Origin of the sequence: Kitasatospora sp. NPDC094019 (assembly GCF_044764505.1) — a bacterium.
GTDB lineage: Bacteria > Actinomycetota > Actinomycetes > Streptomycetales > Streptomycetaceae > Kitasatospora.
Window position 1 is genome coordinate 11,221 of the sequence record NZ_JBIWIF010000015.1, and the last position, 17,659, is coordinate 28,879.

The following is a 17,659-nucleotide window of genomic DNA, read 5'->3' on the forward strand; positions in this document are numbered from 1 at the left end:
GCTCGACCTCGGCGAGGACCTCCGTGACGGGCTCCGCCACGACCTCGACCGACGCGACGACAGCCTCGGCCTCGACGACCGGCTCCGGGGCCTCCTCCACCACAGTCGCCTCGACCACGGCCTCGACCTCGGGCTCCGCCTCAGGCGCGGCCTCGGCCTCAACCGTCGCCACAACGGCACTCTCGGGCTCGACCTCGACGACCGGCTCGACCTCGGCGAGGACCTCCGTGACGGGCTCCGCCACGACCTCGACCGACGCGACGACAGCCTCGGCCTCGACGACCGGCTCCGGGGCCTCCTTCACCACAGTCGCCTCGACCACGGCCTCGACCTCGGGCTCCGCCTCAGGCGCGGCCACGGCCTCGACCTCGACCGGGGGGACAGTCTCGGCCTCGGGCGCGGCGGCCTGGGCCGGCGGGGTGGAGACGGCGGCGAGCAGGTCGTCGGCGGCGGGCGAGGGGGCCGGGAGGGCGACGGCGAGCTGCGGCTCCTCGGCCGGGACGTCGGCTTCCTGGCTGTCGACCTCGGTCACGGTCTCCGTCGCGGCCTCGGCGGTGACGACCTCGGCGGTCGCATCCTCGGCAGTGACGTCCTCGGCCTCGACCTCGGCCTCGATCGCCTCGGCGACCGGCCGGTCCTCCGCCACCGGCGGCACCAGCCCGTCGCGCTGCCCGCCGGCGAGGGCCTGGCGGGCGGTGTAGGCGGCCTCGGCGGCGCGGCGGTCGGCGCGGGCGGCGGCGAGTTCGGCGAGGAGGTCGGCGAGGCCGGCGTCCTCCAGGGAGGCGCGCAGGGCGCGGACGGTGGGCAGGCGGTAGAGGGTGCCCTCGTCGGCGGCGAGGCGGTCGACCAGGTCGACGAGGTCCGGGAAGGACAGCGCGTCGAGGTCGTGGCCGGTCAGCAGGCGGGCGAGTTCGCGCACGCCGGTGTTGATCGCCTCGAACGCCTGCGCCGTGCGGTGGGCGAGGGCGGCGTCGGACGGCGCGGTGGGCGGGGTGCCGGCGGGCGCGAGGGCGGCCCAGGCCCGGCGCTCGACCTCGGCGGAGGCGAGGGCCTCGTGCAGGTCCTGGCCGCGGGGGCGGCCCGTGGTGACGGCGAGGGCGGTGGCCTGCTTGCGCAGCGAGCGGCCGCGCAGCCAGGACAGCTTGACGCCGCGCTCGCGCCGCCAGGTCCGGTCGGCGGTGGCCGCGATCAGCGATTCGAGGTCGGCCTCGTACGCGGCGGGGGCGAGCACGGTCGAGGTGCGGCGCAGGAGCTGGAGCATCTCGACGAGGACGGCGGTCTTGCCGACGGTGTCCGGCGCGTCGATCCGGACGTCGGCGGCGAGCGCGGTGACGTCGTCCCAGACCTGCTGGAGGTCGTGTCCGCGCAGTTCGGCGAGGACGGTGGACGCGGCGCGGGCGTCCTCCGGGGTGGCGACGGTGTCCAGCGCCGCGTACCAGGGGTGGGTGTCGGCGGTGAGGGTGAAGGCACCGAGCTCGGCGTAGCGGCCGAGTTCCTCGCGGAGGTCGGTGTCGGTGGTGGTCGCGGCGGCCGCGGTGTCCGTGGCCGTGGTGTCCTTGACGTCTGCGGAGCCGGCTGCGTCGGCCGCGTCGGCGTTGCGGGAGTGAAGCACTGTCATGTGAGGTCCGGTTCTGGGCGGCTGCGGCGGGGGCGTGGGCTGGCGGCGAGGGGGCGGCGGTCCGGGTGCGCGGTGCGGCCCCGGCGGGTGGGGCTGAGGGGGCGCGCGGTAGGGCTGCCGGTCGGAGGCCAAGAATACGGGTGCCCGTTCGAGCCATGCACGCACCCACCGCTCCTCGGGGCGGTGTGGCGTGCCACGGCGCCCGGCCGGACGCCACCCGGGTGGGCCGGTCGGGTGGTCCGCGGCGTCGGTCACCGCCCGTTCGGCGGACGCCGGGTCCGGCCGCCCGGGCCCGGCGCGGCCTCCCCGCCCGGGTCCGGGGGCGGTGGTGGGTGGTGTCCGGCACGGGCGAGGGCGGCCAGGTCGACGGGTGCGAGGTACTCGGTCAGGGGTGTCCGGTGCCACCAGGCGCGGGTCCGGCGGAGTTCGCGCCAATCGGTGAACCGGTAGTGGTACAGGGTCGCCCGGACGTGGGTCGGCGGGGTGTCCGGGAAGGGGTTGTGGCGCAGCAGGCGCAGGGTGTCCCGGTCGTTGACGAGCAGCCGGGCGACGAACGGCAGGAACCACGGCCGGGCGTAGCCGGCGGAGATGGCGGCGAACCACATCAGCCAGTCGAGCCGCAGGTGGTAGGGGGCGTACTGGCGCGGCAGGCGGCGGACGTCGCCGGGTTTGCCCTTGAATCCGTACTCCGTCCAGACGGTGTGCCGGGTGACGACGGGCTCGTCCGTCCCCTCGACCACGACCTCCTGCCGGGTGCGGTTCACACTGCCGAAGGCGCCGTAGGAGTTGACCAGGTGGAGGCGGTTGAAGGAACGGTTCATGACCTGGCGGGGCGAGACCATGTTCCGGACCGGCCAGTAGCTCAGGAGGAGCACGGCGGCGGCGAGGACCAGGACCAGCGCCTCGAACCAGGCCGGGGCGGCGGAGTAGGGGCGCGGGTGGACGGGCAGGCCGAGGCGGGCCGGGTCGACGGCGGCGAGGGCGAGGGCGATGGTGAGCCAGTTCAGCCAGGCGAAGTTGCCGGAGGCGATCAGCCAGAGCTGGGTGGCGACGACGGCGCAGGCGGCGAAGGTCGCGACGGGTTGCGGGAGGAGCAGACAGACCGGGAGCAGGAGTTGGGTGACGTGGTTGGCCGCCGCCTCGACCCGGTGCAGCGGCGCGGGCAGGTGGTGGAAGAACCAGCTCAGCGGGCCGGGCATCGGCTGGGTCTCGTGGTGATAGCGCAGGCAGGTCAGGTCGCGCCAGCAGCTGTCGCCGCGCAGTTTGATCAGTCCGGCGCCGAACTCGACCCGGAAGGCCAGCCAGCGCAGCAGCCACAGGACGGGTGCGGGCGGGGCGGTGCCGGCGTTGCCGAGGAAGCAGGCCAGGAAGCCCGCTTCGAGCAGCAACGATTCCCACCCGAACGAGTACCAGGTCTGCCCGACGTTGACGATGGACAGGTAGAGCACCCACAGCACCGCCCAGCAGAGCGTCGCCACCCCGAGCGGGACGGCGTCGCCGAGGCCGCCGAGGAGGGCGGCGGAGAGCGCGGCGCCGGTCAGGGCGGTGGCGGCGAAGAAGCGGTCGCTGTAGTGGAGGTGGAAGAGTCCGGGCGCCTGCCGGAACGGGACCCGGGCCGTGAAGCGGGGCACCGGGAGCATGCCGCGGCTTCCGATCAGGGCGCGGAACTGCCGGGCGGCGGTGAGGAAGGCGATCAGGTAGAGGGCGGCCAGCAGCCGTTGCACGAGCAGCCTGCTGAGCCAGAACTCGGGGGCGGCGAACCACTGCATGCGGCCCATGCCTACCACCGGCGGCCGGCACGGGGGCGGGTCCGGCGGGGCGGCGACGGGCGGTTCACCCGGACAGCAGCGCGGCGGGGAGCCTCTCCTCGGGGGTGAGAGGCGCCCCGCCACGGTGGTGCGGCTCGCCGCGACGGGCGGCCGGTGGCGCGATTCCGCCGGTGGGCGGGTGGTACTGCGGTCCCGCCCCGGTGGGCGGTGGTCCTGCGGTCCCGCCGCGACGCGCGGTCGGGGCGCGTTCGGGAGACGGTCGGGGCGCGGTCCCGTCGCTGTGGGCGGACGGTGCTGCGCCGTGTTCCGGTGCTGCGTGCGCTGGTCCGGGGGGTGACCCGCACGCGGTCCGGTCGGTCCTGCCGGTCGTGCTCAGCCCGGCAGGACGAGGCCGGTCTCCCCCGCGCCGAGGCCGGGGCGGCCGACCGGGGTGGTGCCGTTCTGCTGCAGGCGGTCCACCAGGAGGGCCGCGAGCGTGCCGAGTTCCTCCTCGGTCCGGGACTGCGCGGTGACGTCCATGCCGACCGTCAGCACGCCGGTGACCTGGCCGGTGCGGGCGGTGCGCAGCGGGGTGCAGGTGAAGCTGAAGATCTGCTGTCCGCGCTGGGCCTCGGGGCGCAGGGACTGGACCCGCACCTCGTTGAGGACGGTGGCACGACCGGTGTGGTACGCCCCGGAGACCGCCTGCTGGAGGCCGGCGGCGCCGAGTTGGGGGTATGCCTGGCCGATGGCGCCGTACGCCGCCGGGGCGCCGAAGGTGTCGGCGTGCTGGGCGTTGGCGTAGCGGATCTCCTGGCCGGGCCCGTCGGTGAGCATGATCGGGAACGGCGAGCCGTCGAAGGCCGCGAACATCTCCTGCTGCTGGGCGAGCAGGTTGTCGCGCAGGCGGATCTCGGAGAGCAGGGCCTCGGCGAGGTGCTGGATGTCGCGCAGCCGCTCGCGGCCCCACTGGCGGGGTTCGCGGTCGAGCACGCAGACGGTGCCGATGACGGTGTTGGTGTCGTCGACGAGCGGCGCGCCGAGGTAGGCGCGGACGCCCAGTTCGTCGACGACCGGGTTCCCGGCGAACCGGGGGTAGGCGAGGATGTCGTCGAGTGCGAGGGGGGAACGCTGCGCGACGACATGGGGGCAGAAGCCGTGGCTCAGCGGCATCTCCCGGGTCGGAAGGTCGAAGGCGATGCCGCGATCGGCCCAGGAGGAGCCTTCTTCGGCCACCGCGTCGGTCGAGTTTGGCGGGATGTAGAGCCCCCGGAACATCTGCCGCTCGTCGTTGATGAAGTTGACCATCGCGATGGGGGCGCGGGTGATGCTGGCGGCCAGGTGGGCGAAGCGGTCGAAGGCCTCGTCCGCGGTGGGCTCGTTGAGGCCCAGGCTGCGCAGCCTGCGGGCCCTCTCGGACTCGCCGGCGGCACCCGGGAACTGGCCTTGAGTGCTCATCACATCAGTCATGGCGCACATGTAATCAGACATCCGGCGCCTTGGGCGCTCCCGGGCCCTCCCCTTCTCCCCTGCTGATGCTCAGTCAAAGCCGCATGTCGGCGGCGAGGAGGTGGGCGGCCCACGCACGGGCGACGGAGGGCCGACCGGTGGGCCTCCGGGCGGGAACGGCCCGGGAACCGGTGGGCAACCGGAACGGGAACCCGCGGAAACCGGCGGAAACCCCGGAGATCCAAAAGCGGGAAAGGTCATTTCCCCACTCGGTGGCCGTTCAATCCCCGGCCGTCCGCGAACGGCCCGAATCGCGCCAATCCAAGATCCACTGTAGAGCGCTTCCGATGCACATATGACAATGAGCCCTGCCGAAAAACGGCGGTCCCCAAGGGCAGCGTGGGCCACCGCCGGCACATCCGCACGCACCGGCTGCAACTTTGGGGCAACCGGCCGCCACCGTCACTCCCCCACCCCTCGGCGGCCGATGCGGATCGGCTGCACGGACGGAGGCACATCCCCCGAACCACCCGAACCGAGAGGACCTGGCATGGCGATGGACTACTTCACCGACGAGCGACACGAGAGCCTCCGAGCGGAGGTACGCGAGTTCGCGGAGAAGGAAGTACGCCCGCAGGTGGCCAGAATGGAGGCCGAGCGCCAGGTCGAATTCGCACTCTCGCGGGAGATCGCCCGCCGGGGCTGGATCGGCGTCACCATCCCGCGCGAGTTCGGCGGACTGGGGCTGGGACACCTGGCCAAAACCGTGATCGTCGAGGAACTCTCGCGCGTCAGCGGTGCGATGGGCGCGATCGCGCAGGCTTCGCAGCTCGGCGTCGCCAAGGTGATCCACTTCGGCAGCGACACCCAGCGCCGTCACTGGCTGCCGCGGTTCGCCGACGGGACGGCGCTGCCCACGATCGCCGTCACCGAACCGGAGTCCGGCGGCCATGTGCTCGGCATGAGCGGCACCGCCCGGCGCGAGGGCGACGAGTACGTGCTCAACGGACGCAAGTGGTTCGTGGGCAATTCGCACATCGGCGACGTGCACGGCGTGGTGCTCCGCACCGGCGAGGGCAGCAAGGGACTGACCGCGTTCCTGGTGGAGAGCGACCGCCCGGGCTTCCGCACCGGCGCCCTGGGCTCGCAGAGCGGCCTGCACGGCTTCAGCTTCGGCGAACTCGTCTTCGAGGACTGCCGGATCCCGGCCGCCAACCGGCTCGGCGCCGAGAGCCAGGGCCTGGACGTGGCCTACTCCTCCTCGACCCTCTACGGGCGGCTGAACCTGGCGGCGGTCGCGCTCGGCATCCACCGGGCGATCGTCGAGGACACCGCGAGGTTCGCCGAGGAACGCATCCTGTACGGCAAGCCGCTCTCCCAGCTGCCCAACATCGCTCTGAAGCTGGGCGAGATGCAGTCCCGGCTGATGACCGCCAAGCTCGCCGCGTACCACGCCTCCCACCTGCTGGACCACGGCCGGCCGTGCGACGCCGAACTGATGAATGCCAAGCTGATCAACACCGAGTACACGCTCGACTCGGCCCGCAACGCGATGGAGATCCACGCCGCCCGCGGCCTGCACGCCGATTTCCACATCGAGCGCTATCTGCGCGACGCCACCCACGTCTACCCGCCGGCCGGCACCTCGGACGTCCAGCGACTGCGGCTCGGCCAGGTGGCCTCGGGCACCTACGGGAAGCAGTGGTCGGCCGAACTCGGGCATCTGGCCGGCTGGGCCTGGTCCGAGCTGGCCGAGCGCGAGGCCGGGGCGGAGGCCCAGGCGCAGGGCGTCCCGGCGGCCGTGCTGCGGATGCCGCTGGCGGGCTGAGCCGGGCGACGCCGGGACCTCCCCACGGGTTTCCCCGTTGTTCCCCTACCGCTCCCCTGTCTCCCCCATAACGCTTCCCTTCCGTTCCCACGACCGGCGGGATCTCGCGGACAGCCCACTCTTGACCTGTCCCTGACGGCTTTCCGGCGACCGGACCCCGGCCGCCGGAAAGCCGTCAGGCCCTCCCCGCACCGCCCCCGACCTGCTGGAACGGACCCCGGAACCGCCACCGGGCACCCCCGCCGCCCCGTCATCACCCGTTCACATATCGTCAGTTGATGTTGCCCAGAGGGCACCTGGGGCTGGTAGCGTGCCTGCAGTCGGCGGCCGTGCAGCATCCGTCCGGACGGTGACGAAACGTCACCACCTCCGGCAACCCTCCGGGCACCGCCGGCCGCGGCGCCCCGCGACCGCGGTCGGACCGCACACGGACAACCGCCGTTCGGCCCTGCTACAAGGAATCAGATGCCAGGCATATCGGCCCCCCGGACGGGCCACCGCGCCGGCCGGTCCGGCTCCCTCCGCAGCTCGCTCCTCGCCCTCGCGGTGGTCCCCTGCCTCGGCCTCGCCGCCGCCTGGGGCTACGCCGCCTACCTGCTGCGCGACGCCGAGGAGCGCACCGCCCTGTACGTCGGGAGCGCGGTGGTCGCCGCCGTCCTGCTCTGGAGCCTGGTCCGCGGCCTACGGGCCGCGCGCACGCTCCCGGGCCGGCTGGCCGACCTCCACGCCGAGACCCTGGCCCTCGCCCAGCACGAGATCCCGCAGGTCGTCGGTCGGCTCCAGGCCGGCGAATCGGTTCCGACCCCGCCCGCCTGGACCCCCTCCCGGCGGATCGGCGACGAGGTCCAGCAGACCGCCGACGGCCTCGCCGCCGTCCGGCAGGCCGCCGTCGCCGCCATCGTGCACCAGGCCCAGGGCCGCGAGGGCACGAAGAAGGTCTTCCTCAACATCGCCCGGCGCACCCAGATCCTGATCCACCGCCAGATCAGCATGCTCGACGCGCTGGAGCGCGAGCACGAGGAACCCGAGCTGCTGCGCGAACTGTTCGCGGTCGACCACCTCGCCACCCGGATGCGGCGCAACGCCGAGAACCTGGTCATCCTCGGCGGCGCCCTGCCCGCCCGGCGCTGGCGCAACGCCGTCCCGATGGTCAACGTGCTGCGCAGCGCCGTCTCCGAGACCGAGAACTACTCGCGCGTCGTCGTCCAGGGTGTGCCCCGCACCTCGCTCAGCGGCCAGGCCGTCGCCGACGTGATCCACCTCGTCGCCGAACTGATCGAGAACGGCACCACCTTCTCCCCGCCGTACACCCAGGTGCAGGTCTCCGCGCAGGAGGTGCCCAAGGGCCTGGCGGTGGAGGTCGAGGACCGCGGCCTCGGCATGGCCGAGGACGAGTACGAGCGGCTCAACGACTATCTGGCCAACCCGCCCGAGCTGGACGTCTCCGCGCTCGGCGACGACCTGCGGCTCGGCCTGTTCGTGGTCGCGCGGCTCGCCGCGCGGCACGACATCCAGGTCACCCTGCGGCCCTCCCCCTACGGCGGGACCAGGGCCGTGGTGCTGGTGCCCGTACCGCTGCTGGAGCAGGCCGGACAGCCGGCCGCTCTCCCCGGTCTGCCCTCCGGCGCCCGGGTCACCCGGACACCCGTGCCCGACCTGCGGCCGGGTGGCGGGGCGGACGCGGACGCGGAGCTCGGCGAGATCGACCAGGAGCTGTCCGGCGCGCTCGCCGGGGTCCTGGGCGGGCTGCTGGGCACCCGGCCGGGGGCGGGACCGGGAACGGCGCCGGCAACCGGGCCGGGGTACGAACCCGGGCACGAGCAGGAGACCGCGTACGGGCGGGGTTCCGGCGCGCACGAGGTCGCCACCGCCGAGAGCCTCCCGGCCCTCGGCGCGGCTCCGGCCCCGGCCTTCGCCCCGGCACCCGGCGCGGACCCGGTTCCGTACGGTGACGACCCCTCCGGCGTCCTCGGCGGCACTGCCGACCGCTACGACGGCAGCGTGGTGATCGGCGAACTGCTCGCGCGCTACCCCCAGGGCGGCACCCGGGACGAGAACGACCCGGCGGTCAACGGCGGCCTGCCGGTGGGCTCGGCGATCCCCGGCCTGCCGGGCGCGGTGGTGGTGGCCCGGCCGTCCATGCCCAGGCCCTACGACGAGTCGGCGGACGAGCCCGGCCCGGACCCGGCGCGCCCGGCCGAGGGCGGCCCGGGCCACGACGGTCCGTCGGCCGCGCTCGCGGCGCTCGCCGCCGCGACGGCGGCCGCGGGGGCCACCGGGGCCCCGGCACCGGCGCCCACCCACCAGCGTGCCGAGGAGGCCGAGTCGGAGCACGGCCCCGACGGCGAGCTGCGCACCCCGCGCGTGCTGCCGCAGCGGGTCCGCAACGCCAGCCTCGCCGAGCAGTTGCGCGAGGCCAACGTGCCGGGCACCGCGTTCGGCCATCCCGGCGCTCACGGCCGGCCCGGCGCTCCCGCCACGACCGGCCGCACCGGCTCGGAGGCTCCGGACGGGTCCGACGGCGTCGGCGGGGCCGGCACCTTCGGACCGGCCGCGGACGACCCCTCGCCGCAGCGCTCGCGGGCCACCATGGCCGCCATCCAGCGCGGCACCCGCACCGCCCGTGCGACGACACCCGACGCGGACGCGCCGGCCGCGCCCCCTGCCCCGGCCGCACCTTCCGCAGCTAAGGAACAGCAGTGATGACGCAGTACACCGATACCCAGCGCGACCTCAACTGGCTGCTGGACCAGCTGGTGGCGCGGGTCCCGGAGACCCGGCACGCCATCGTCCTGTCCGAGGACGGCCTGCTGATCGGCCTCTCCCAGGGCCTGGACCGGGCCGACGCCGAGCACCTGTCCGCCGTCGCCTCCGGCCTGCAGAGCCTGGCCCGCGGCGCCGGCCACCGGTTCAACGGCGGGCGGGTGCGGCAGACCGTGATCGAGATGGACCAGCTCTTCCTGTTCGTCACGACCGCCGGCCAGGGCGCCCGGCTCGCCGTGCTCACCAGTGAGGCGGTCGACGCCGGGCTCATGGCCTACGAGATCAACATGCTGGTGAAGCAGGTCGGCCAGTACCTCACCGCCGCGCCGCGCAGCGACGCCGGCCTGCCGGGCGTGGGTGGCGGTGCGTGACCGTCGACGCGGACGAAGCCTGGTTCTTCGACAAGGACGCGGGCCATCTGGTCCGCCCTTACGCCATCACCAACGGGCGCACCGGACCGGTCCGTGACGGGTTCGCGCTGATCACCCTGGTGGTCACCGCCGACCCGCGCACCGACACCAGCCGGCTGACGCCCGAGCCGGCCACGATCCTGGACCTCTGCCGCGAACGCCCGCTGGCCGTGGCCGAGATCGCGGCCACCATGGACCTCCCGGTGAGCGTGGTAAAGGTGCTGCTGGACGATCTGGCCGAGGCCCGGATGATCCTCACCCGGGCACCCGTCCAGCTCGCCGACGCCCCGGACATCGCGCTGATCCGGGCCGTGATCGAGGGCGTCCGGCGGCTCTGACCCGGCCCGGTCCGCTCCGGCACGCGCCGGTCCGCTCCGGCACGCTCCGCTCCACAACTCTCCGAACCTTCCGCTCCCCCGCTCAGTTCCCCTCCAGGAGACCAGACGTGACGACCCAGAGCCTGGTGCCGGGCGCGGTCAAGATCCTCGTGGCCGGCGGCTTCGGCGTCGGCAAGACCACCATGGTCGGCTCGGTCAGCGAGATCGAACCGCTCCAGACCGAGGAACGGATGACCCGCGCCAGCATCGGGGTCGACAGCCTCGACGGCGTCCAGGGCAAGTCGACGACCACGGTCGCGATGGACTTCGGCCGGATCACCGTCCGCCAGGACCTGGTGCTCTACCTGTTCGGCACCCCGGGCCAGTTCCGGTTCTGGTTCATGTGGGACGACCTGGCCCTCGGCGCGCTCGGCGCGATCGTCCTGGCCGACACCCGCCGACTGGAGTCCAGCTTCGCCGCCGTCGACTTCTTCGAGCAGCGCGGCATCCCGTTCGCCATCGGCGTCAACTGCTTCCACGGGCGCCGCGACTGCACGCCCGACGACGTCCGGCGGGCGCTCGACCTCGACCCCGGCGTCCCGGTCGTGCTCTGCGACGTCCGGGAGCGCGCGTCCAGCAAGGAACTGCTGCTCGCGCTGCTCGACCGGGTGCACGAGGACGCGCTCACCTCGCGGCGCTGAGCGCCGGGCGTCCCGCTCCCCGTGCCGGGCCGTGCCCTGCTCAGGACGCGGCGGGGGAGGCGGGCGCCGGCTCCAGGTCGTGCAGCGCGCGCACCAGCGGCGCCAGTTCGGGGAGGTCGGCGGCCCCGGTGAGCGTGGCCTCCAGCGTCGCGTCGTGCAACGGCCGGGCCGCCCGGAGGAGTTCGCGGCCCTGTGCGGTCAGCTCGGTGTAGATGCCGCGCCGGTCGTCCGCGCACAGGTAGCGGCCCAGCAGCCCCCGCTCCTCCAGCCGGCTCACCAGCCTGGTGGTGGCGCTGCTGCTCAGCGCCGCCGCGCGGGCCAGCTGCTGCATCCGCATGTGCCAGCCGTCCTGCCGCGACAGCGCCTCCAGCACCGTGTACTCGACCACGGAGAGACGGTGCTCGGCCTGCAGCGCCTTCTCCAGGGCCGAGTCGATCAACCCGTGCAGCGCGGCGAGCGTGCGCCAGCCGCTGGCGCGGATCTCGGCGGCATCGTCCTGGATCCCCATGGCTCGCCTCTCCTGCTCGGGTCGTGCGATCGGATCGCGTGATCGGATCGTGTGCTCGTACGGTCCTGCGGTGTCGCAGTCCTGCCGGGCCCCGCCCCGGGCGGGCGGGCCTCCTCCGGCGGGCCACCGGCCGTTCGAACGTTCCGCTTGGTTCAAGTATGCCATTCGGCGCGGCATATCTGCTTGTGCAAATAGTTCTCCTTATGGCTGATTGCCGGGAACCTCCTCCGACCAGGCGGTCGCGCAGAGGGCCGAGGCCAGCTCCTCCTCGTACCAGGCCGCCGCCGACCAGGCCGCAGCGAAGTCGTCGTGGTCGTCCGCGACCACCCGGCCGAAGACATCGCGCGGCTGGTCCACCGCCGCCCCCAGCAGGCCCTCCAGCAACGAGGCGGCGGTGGCCAGCCCCGCCGACCGCAACCGGACCCCGTCACCGCGCGCCGCCCCGGTCCCCAGCGCCAGCACCGCCCGGCCGCCGGTCACCGCCTGCTCCACCCTGCGGGCCAGCAGGTGCACGGGGGTGGCCGGCGGGAGCGCCCCCGTCGGCGGGACCGCGGGCGGCAGGGCGGCGCCAACCGCCGGGAGGGCCAGGTCCGCCGTCTGGAGCCGCTCCAGGCCGATATTGACCCGGCCGGCACGATCGGCGGGCAGGGCCAGGGAGGGGACGGACAGGTCGGACGGGGCGGGCAGGACGGACGGGGGTCGGACGGCGAGGGGTCGGACGTCCTGGGGTGGGGCTTCCGCGGGGCGGGCCGCCGGGGGCTCGCCGATCGCCAGCAGGCGCAGCTCGGGGCGGGCCGAGCGCTCCAGCCGGCCGATCACCCGCAGCCGCAGGCCCGGGGCGGTGGCGAGCAGGGCGAGGTTGCCCCGGTGGGCCAGCCCCGGGTGGTCGTGCGCGGCACGCAGCGCCAGCACCACGCCCCCGCAGTCCGCCAGCAGCCTCGGCTCCCCGCCCGGCCCGTACGGGACCGCGCCGAGCAGCGTCACGTCCAGGAACAGGAGTTCGCCCCCGGCCGGCCGGACCTCGGGGGGCAGCGCGGCCGCGCCCAGTGCCCGGGCCACCTGGGCGGCCGGCGGCTCGGCCCAGAGCCGGGCCGCCGGCTCGGCCGTCCAGGCCGTCCCGACCGCGCGCACCGCCCGGACCGAGGCCCCCGCCCCGAGCCGCCCGGCCGCCGACCTGGTAGCGCCCTGCACGGCCAGCCCGGCCCGGGTGAACTCGCGGTGGCTGAGCGTCGCGTCGCCCAGCCGGACCGCCCGGTTACCGGCACCGACCGCCTGCGGCGCCGCCGCGGCGGCGTCGGCGTGCGGCATGATCTCGGCCATCGTGTGCAGGCCGCCGCCCGCGTCGACCGCCCAGGTCAGCACACCCGCGTGGGTGGCCGTCAGCACCGGCTCCGAGAAGAGTCCGTACAGCCGCAGCGCGCCCGCCGGCGCGTACGCCTGGCGGGCCGCCCCTCGCAGGGCGGCCACGCCCGGACCCGCGGTGCCCGCCGCCGCCGCTGCGGCCAGGGCCGCGGTGAGGCCGAGCAACTCGCGCAGACCGGCCACCAGGTCGGCGAGCCGGTGGTCCGGCTCGCCCGACCGGGCCGCCCGGATCCGGGTGACCACCGCCACCGCCGCGGCCGCCGGCCGGTGCAGCCCGGCCAGCCGGGCCCGGTGGGCCGCCCGCAACAGCTCCGCCTGGAGCACCGCGCCCGCACCGCCCACGCCCGCCGCGAGCACGGCGGAGCCCACCCGGTGCAGCTGGTCGACGGCGGCGCGTTCGGCCGCGCCGAGCGCCCCGGCGGGCGGATCGTCACCCTGCGGGCCGTCCGGGAGACCCGCCGCGGCGGAGGCCGGGGGCTCGCCGCCGGGAGCGACCGGCCCGGGTTGTCCGGGCGCCCCGGGCTGTCCGGGCCGCTCGGTCCGTTCGACCGGTTCCGCCGGTGGTTCGCCGTCGGCCAGCGGGCAGACCGTGACCGCCGCCGCCCGGTGCACGCACGCGGGCGCCAGCAGACAACCGCAGCGCACATCACCCGACGTGGCCACCACCCCGCCCGGCGCGTGCAGAACGAGCTCCGTCTCCTCGTCCACGGCGATCCGCCAGTCCTCGCCCACCCGCTCGACCGGCCGCTCGGCCAGTTTGGCGGCGGCCCCGTCCAGTCGCTTCTGCAGGCGCGCCGACAGTCCGGCCACCACCTCGGCGACCACCTCCGGTCGCACCGCCGGCCACCGCACCCGCGTCCCCGTCACGTCCCGCACCGCCTCCGTCATCGGACCTTCTCCCCCACCCAGCGGGCCAGTTCGAGCGGGCTGAGCGCCGCCACCGGCATGCCCGCCGCGACCAGCCGGCTCGCGATCGCCTTCGAGTACCGGGCCGTGCCGGTGTCGTCCAGGGCGGCGCAGCCCAGCAGATGGCACCCGGAGTCGACCAGCGCCCGGGTCTGCGCGAGCAGCCCGCCCACCGGACCGCCCTCCTCGAAGTCACTGACCACCGCGATCAGCGTCCGGGACGGCACCGTCACCAGCTCCCGCGCGTACTTCAGCCCGGCGGCGATGTGGGTGCCGCCGCCGATCCGGACCTCCAGCAGCAGACCGAGCGGATCCGCCACCCGGTCGGTCAGGTCGACCACCTCGGTCGAGAAGGCGACGAAGTGCGTGCTCAGCGAGGGCACCCCGGCCAGGATCGAGGCGGTCAGCGCCGCCCAGACCGTGGACGACTCCATCGAGCCGGAGACGTCCACGACCAGGATCAGCCGCCAGTCGGACGCCTGCCGGGCCCGGGTCCGGAACACCGGGCGTTCCGGCACGATCACCATGCGGTCCGGCCCGGTACCGGTGGTGGTACCGGCGGCGGTGGCCGAGGGGGCTGCGGGGCGGGCGGTGGCGAGGTTGGCGCGGATGGTGCGGTGCAGGTCCAGGCCACCGCCGGGGCGCCGACTCGGACGCGGCACGCTGATCCCGGTGAGCGCGGGGCGCAGCCTGGTCGCCAGCTCGCGGCTCAGCTCGTCGACCAGGCGCCGGACCAGCGGCCGGAGTCCGGCCAACCGGGCCTCGGGCAGGCCGCCCGCGTGCTCCAGCACGGTGCGCAACAGGTCGACGGACGGCCGGACGGCACCCGGGTCGATCGCCTCCAGGGCGTCGCCGCGCCCGTGGGCCACGGCGGCCGCCAGTACCTCCTCCCGGATGCCGGGCCCGAACAGGGCGGACAGCTCCTCGGACCACTCGCGCACACCCGGGTAGGGCGCCTCACGGCCGCCCCGGTTCCCACCCGCCCCGCCCCGACCGTCCAGACCGGGGCCGGAGCCCTCGCCGTGCCCCGTGCCGTAGAGCTCGTCGAGCGCGGACGCGAGCCGCGAGGCACGACCGCCGGGGCGGCCGCTGCCCGGGCGGCCGAGGAGCAGCCGCCAGCGCTCGGCCGGGCCGAGCGCGTGGGAGCCGGACGGCTCGGGGACGGAACCGGGGACGGGGACGGGCTCCCGGACGCGCTCGGGTGCGGGTTCGGGTGCCTGGTCGGTGAGTGCCCGCGTGGGCGCTTCGCCGATGAGCGACTCGTCCGTGAATGCCTCGGTGGGCGCCGGGAGGCTCGACGGGAGCAGTCCCCGGCGGGCGAGGGCGGAACGCGCCACGAGGTCGGCCCGGGACCAGTCGGCCAGCAGGGCGGGCGGCACCTCCTCCGGAAGCGCGTCCAGACGGACACCCAGGCGTTCCTCGACGAGCGTCAGCAGCCGCTCCCGGGCCGCCGGGCTGAGCGTGTCGAACCCACCGCGGAGCGCGGGCAGACGGTCCAGGAAGGCGCCGTCCGGGAGGGTGGCGGTGCGCTCCAGCAGTGGTTCGAGCGCCTCTGGAGCGGTGGAGAACAGCCCCTCGGCCGCCGTCAACAGGCCGACCAGCGACCGGCCCAGGGCGTGCCGGGCCTCGGGACCGGTGGCACCGTCGACCCAGGAGGCGGCGCGGTCGCCGAACACCGCCGGCGCCTCCTGCCGGAGCAGCACCCGCACCGCGCCGGCCGCGCCGCGCACCAAGGGGCTCCCCCGGTCGGCGAGTTCGGCCAGCGCGTGGCGCAGCCGCAGCCCGCCGGAGAGATCGGCCCGCCGTGCCAGCTCGACCAGCGCCCTGGCGTCCTCGGCCTCGTCCGATCCGCCCAGCCCCTCCAACTGCCGCACCGCCGCCACCGTCACCACCTCCCCGGCGGCGCCCACGGCGGTCAGGAACGCGCCCTCCGCCCCGCCACCGGCCACGGTGGGACCGGCCGTGGTGGGACCAGTGGCGGTAGGGCCGGAGCCGACGCCACCGGCAGGCCCGGTGGTGTCCGCGGCGGCACCCGGGCCGGGAGCGGTGGATCCCCCGGTCGCGGGAAGGGACGGGCGGAGAACCACGGCGGCCGTGTCGGCAGCCACGAACAGGCCGGGGGCGGCGGCACCGGGCTCAAGCCCGCCGGAGGCCGGGGCCGGGGGCCGGGCTCCCGACCCGGCCTCGGCGGGGACCGATCCCGGGCCCGGGGCACGGGTGGTGGTGAGGCGGTCGAGGAGGGCGAGGGCGTCGAGGAGTTCGGGCAGGGTGCCGCTCTCCGGGAGGACGGCCGTGAGCTGGGCGAGCCGGGTACCGGTGAGGGCCGGGAGGCCGCAGGCGTCGGCGTCGGCGAGGCCCTGGAGGACCTCCCGGGCGGTCGGACCGTCGGCCTGCCGCTCCCGGCGCAGCCGCTCGCGCAGGGCTCCCTCGGCGGCCTGGGCCGGGGTGACGCCCCGGGTGCCGGCGACGGTGAGCATCGCGGCGACGGCCGGGGTCCAGCGGACCCGCCAGCGGGTGGTGAGGGTCTCGGTGCCGCCCGCGCCGATGGACCCGACCGGTTCGGCGTAGGGGACGCCGCAGGCGGTCAGCCGGTGGAGCAGGAGTTCGCGGCGCCGGTCGAGGGTGGAGCGCAGCGGGTCGAGGCGCAGTTCGCGCGGGGTGGGCTCGGCGGTGTCGCCGGGACCGGGCAGGCCGAGTTCGGCGAGGAGTCGCTCGACGGCGGGGGCGAGGCCGCTGCGCGGGGCGGCCGGGGTGGGCACGCCGGTACGGGTGCCGACCAGGACCTGCTCCAGCGCGCGGGCCACCGCCCGGCCCCGGCCGAACGGTTCGCCCTGGGCGAGGACGGTCTGCACGGCTTCGACCAGTTCGCCGCGCCCGGGGGCCGCGAGTCCGCGCAGCCGGGCCAGGTCGCCGGCGAGGCGGACGATCTCGCGGGCGTCGGCCGGGCCGGAGGGGTGGTCCTGGCCGCGCAGGGCCTCGCAGATCCTTACGGCGGTGGTGATCAGCGCCCCGGCGAGCCGGTCCCGGTCGCCGGCGGCGTCGAGCACGGTGTGCTGCCACTCGGGGTCCCGGATGCCGGCCGGGTAGCCGGAGCGGGCGTCCAGCAGCGGGTAGGTGTAGGGGATCAGGGAGACGACGTGGCCGCCCTCCGGCACCGGGTCGGGGTCGGACCCCGGTGCCCCGGTGCGGTCCGGCCCGACCGGGAGCAGCGCGGGCGCGTGGAAGGCACCGATGACGGCGGCGACCCGGCGGCCGCCCTCGGCCGCCTCCCGGACGCGGGCGCGCATCCACGCCTCGCGCCGCAGGTCGTACGGGTCGACGCCGGTGCCCTCCCCGGCGTCGCGGCGCAGTGCCCAGCCGACCAGCAGCGCGGCGCGGCGGACGGACTCGGGGGTGGAGCCGGGGGCGGCGGTCTCGACCAGGCGGTCCCAGAGGTCCTCGTCGTCCTCGCGGCCGGTGAGGCGGTGGCGGAGGGCGTCGGCGACACCGGGCCGGGGGGCGGCGGTGCCGTCCCGGTCGGGGCGGTCGGGATGCTCGGAGCGGGCGGCGTACCGGTCGCGGACGGCGAGGGGCAGATCGCAGGCGATCGTCTCGACGCCGTGCCGGCGGGCCCAGCGCAGGGCGGCGAGTTCGGGCGAGAAGTCGGCGAACGGGTAGAAGGCGAGCCCGGTGCCGACGGCACCGTCCGCGCGGTCGTCCGCGCGGTCGGCGGCGGGTGCGGCGGCGAGCGCGACCGGGGCCCGGGTGGCCTCGTCCGCGAGCAGGTCCAGCCAGGGCTGGAACTCGGCGGGGAGTTCGACCAGCAGGACATCGGGCCGGGCCGCGTCCAGCAGCGCGGGCACGACGACACTGAGCGAAGGGGCGTGGTGGCGCACCCCGATCAGGTAGGGCCCGGGTGCGTCGAGGCCGGAGGCGGCCAGTCGGGCCGCCTCGGTCGCGACCGCCCCTCGCGGGTCGTCGTGGCCGAGGTCCGCCCCGCCGGGCGGCACCGCGCTGCTCATCTGTTCACCTCTCGGTGGAAGTTCGGGAACGGGAACGGGGAGGGACAG

General features: G+C 75.6%; 10 protein-coding genes and 1 pseudogene. 5 read left to right on the forward strand and 6 right to left on the reverse strand.

What is annotated here, in order from left to right; genetic code table 11:
- The 3 genes and pseudogenes from ACIQ9P_RS28480 to ACIQ9P_RS28490 form a co-directional block, all read right to left on the reverse strand.
- Nucleotides 1-1,618: pseudogene (locus tag ACIQ9P_RS28480) on the reverse strand (hypothetical protein); the annotation flags it as partial.
- Between the two features lie 251 nt (nt 1,619-1,869).
- A complete protein-coding gene (locus tag ACIQ9P_RS28485; protein ID WP_402362535.1) occupies nt 1,870-3,387 on the reverse strand; it encodes a lipase maturation factor family protein in 1,518 nt (505 codons plus the stop codon).
- A gap of 372 nt (nt 3,388-3,759) precedes the next feature.
- Entirely contained in the window at nt 3,760-4,836 is a 1,077-nt protein-coding gene (locus ACIQ9P_RS28490) for a GAF domain-containing protein (RefSeq protein WP_402362086.1), read from the reverse strand.
- A gap of 535 nt (nt 4,837-5,371) precedes the next feature.
- On the opposite strand from ACIQ9P_RS28490, the gene ACIQ9P_RS28495 reads away from it, so the two are divergent.
- The 5 genes from ACIQ9P_RS28495 to ACIQ9P_RS28515 all read left to right on the forward strand — a co-directional run bounded on the left by ACIQ9P_RS28495 (nt 5,372) and on the right by ACIQ9P_RS28515 (nt 10,834).
- Nucleotides 5,372-6,643, forward strand: a complete 1,272-nt coding sequence (locus ACIQ9P_RS28495) for an acyl-CoA dehydrogenase family protein (protein WP_402362538.1) — start codon at nt 5,372-5,374, stop codon at nt 6,641-6,643.
- Between the two features lie 465 nt (nt 6,644-7,108).
- Complete coding sequence (locus tag ACIQ9P_RS28500) at nt 7,109-9,346, forward strand: sensor histidine kinase (protein ID WP_402362089.1); 2,238 nt, start codon at nt 7,109-7,111, stop codon at nt 9,344-9,346.
- Nucleotides 9,346-9,777 (forward strand): roadblock/LC7 domain-containing protein, encoded by a 432-nt coding sequence (locus tag ACIQ9P_RS28505; RefSeq protein WP_402362092.1) that lies wholly within the window; start codon nt 9,346-9,348, stop codon nt 9,775-9,777. The genes ACIQ9P_RS28500 and ACIQ9P_RS28505 overlap by 1 nt, the downstream gene beginning before the upstream one ends.
- Nucleotides 9,774-10,154 carry a DUF742 domain-containing protein gene (locus ACIQ9P_RS28510; RefSeq protein ID WP_402362095.1) on the forward strand — a complete coding sequence of 127 codons (381 nt, stop codon included), beginning with the start codon at nt 9,774-9,776 and terminating at the stop codon, nt 10,152-10,154. Before ACIQ9P_RS28505 ends, ACIQ9P_RS28510 begins: the two co-directional genes overlap by 4 nt.
- Nucleotides 10,155-10,261: 107 nt before the next feature.
- Entirely contained in the window at nt 10,262-10,834 is a 573-nt protein-coding gene (locus ACIQ9P_RS28515; protein WP_231978505.1) for an ATP/GTP-binding protein, read from the forward strand.
- Between the two features lie 40 nt (nt 10,835-10,874).
- On the opposite strand, the gene ACIQ9P_RS28520 is transcribed toward ACIQ9P_RS28515, so the two are convergent.
- The 3 genes from ACIQ9P_RS28520 to ACIQ9P_RS28530 form a co-directional block, all read right to left on the reverse strand.
- On the reverse strand, nt 10,875-11,342 hold the full coding sequence (locus tag ACIQ9P_RS28520; RefSeq protein ID WP_402362098.1) for a MarR family winged helix-turn-helix transcriptional regulator: 468 nt from the start codon (nt 11,340-11,342) through the stop codon (nt 10,875-10,877).
- A 201-nt stretch (nt 11,343-11,543) separates the two neighbouring features.
- Nucleotides 11,544-13,592: a hypothetical protein gene (locus ACIQ9P_RS28525; RefSeq protein WP_402362101.1), complete on the reverse strand. Its 2,049-nt coding sequence runs from the start codon at nt 13,590-13,592 to the stop codon at nt 11,544-11,546.
- Nucleotides 13,589-17,611, reverse strand: coding sequence for a DUF5682 family protein (locus ACIQ9P_RS28530; RefSeq protein ID WP_402362104.1), 4,023 nt, complete (start codon nt 17,609-17,611; stop codon nt 13,589-13,591). The genes ACIQ9P_RS28525 and ACIQ9P_RS28530 overlap by 4 nt, the downstream gene beginning before the upstream one ends.
- Nucleotides 17,612-17,659 lie beyond the last annotated feature (48 nt).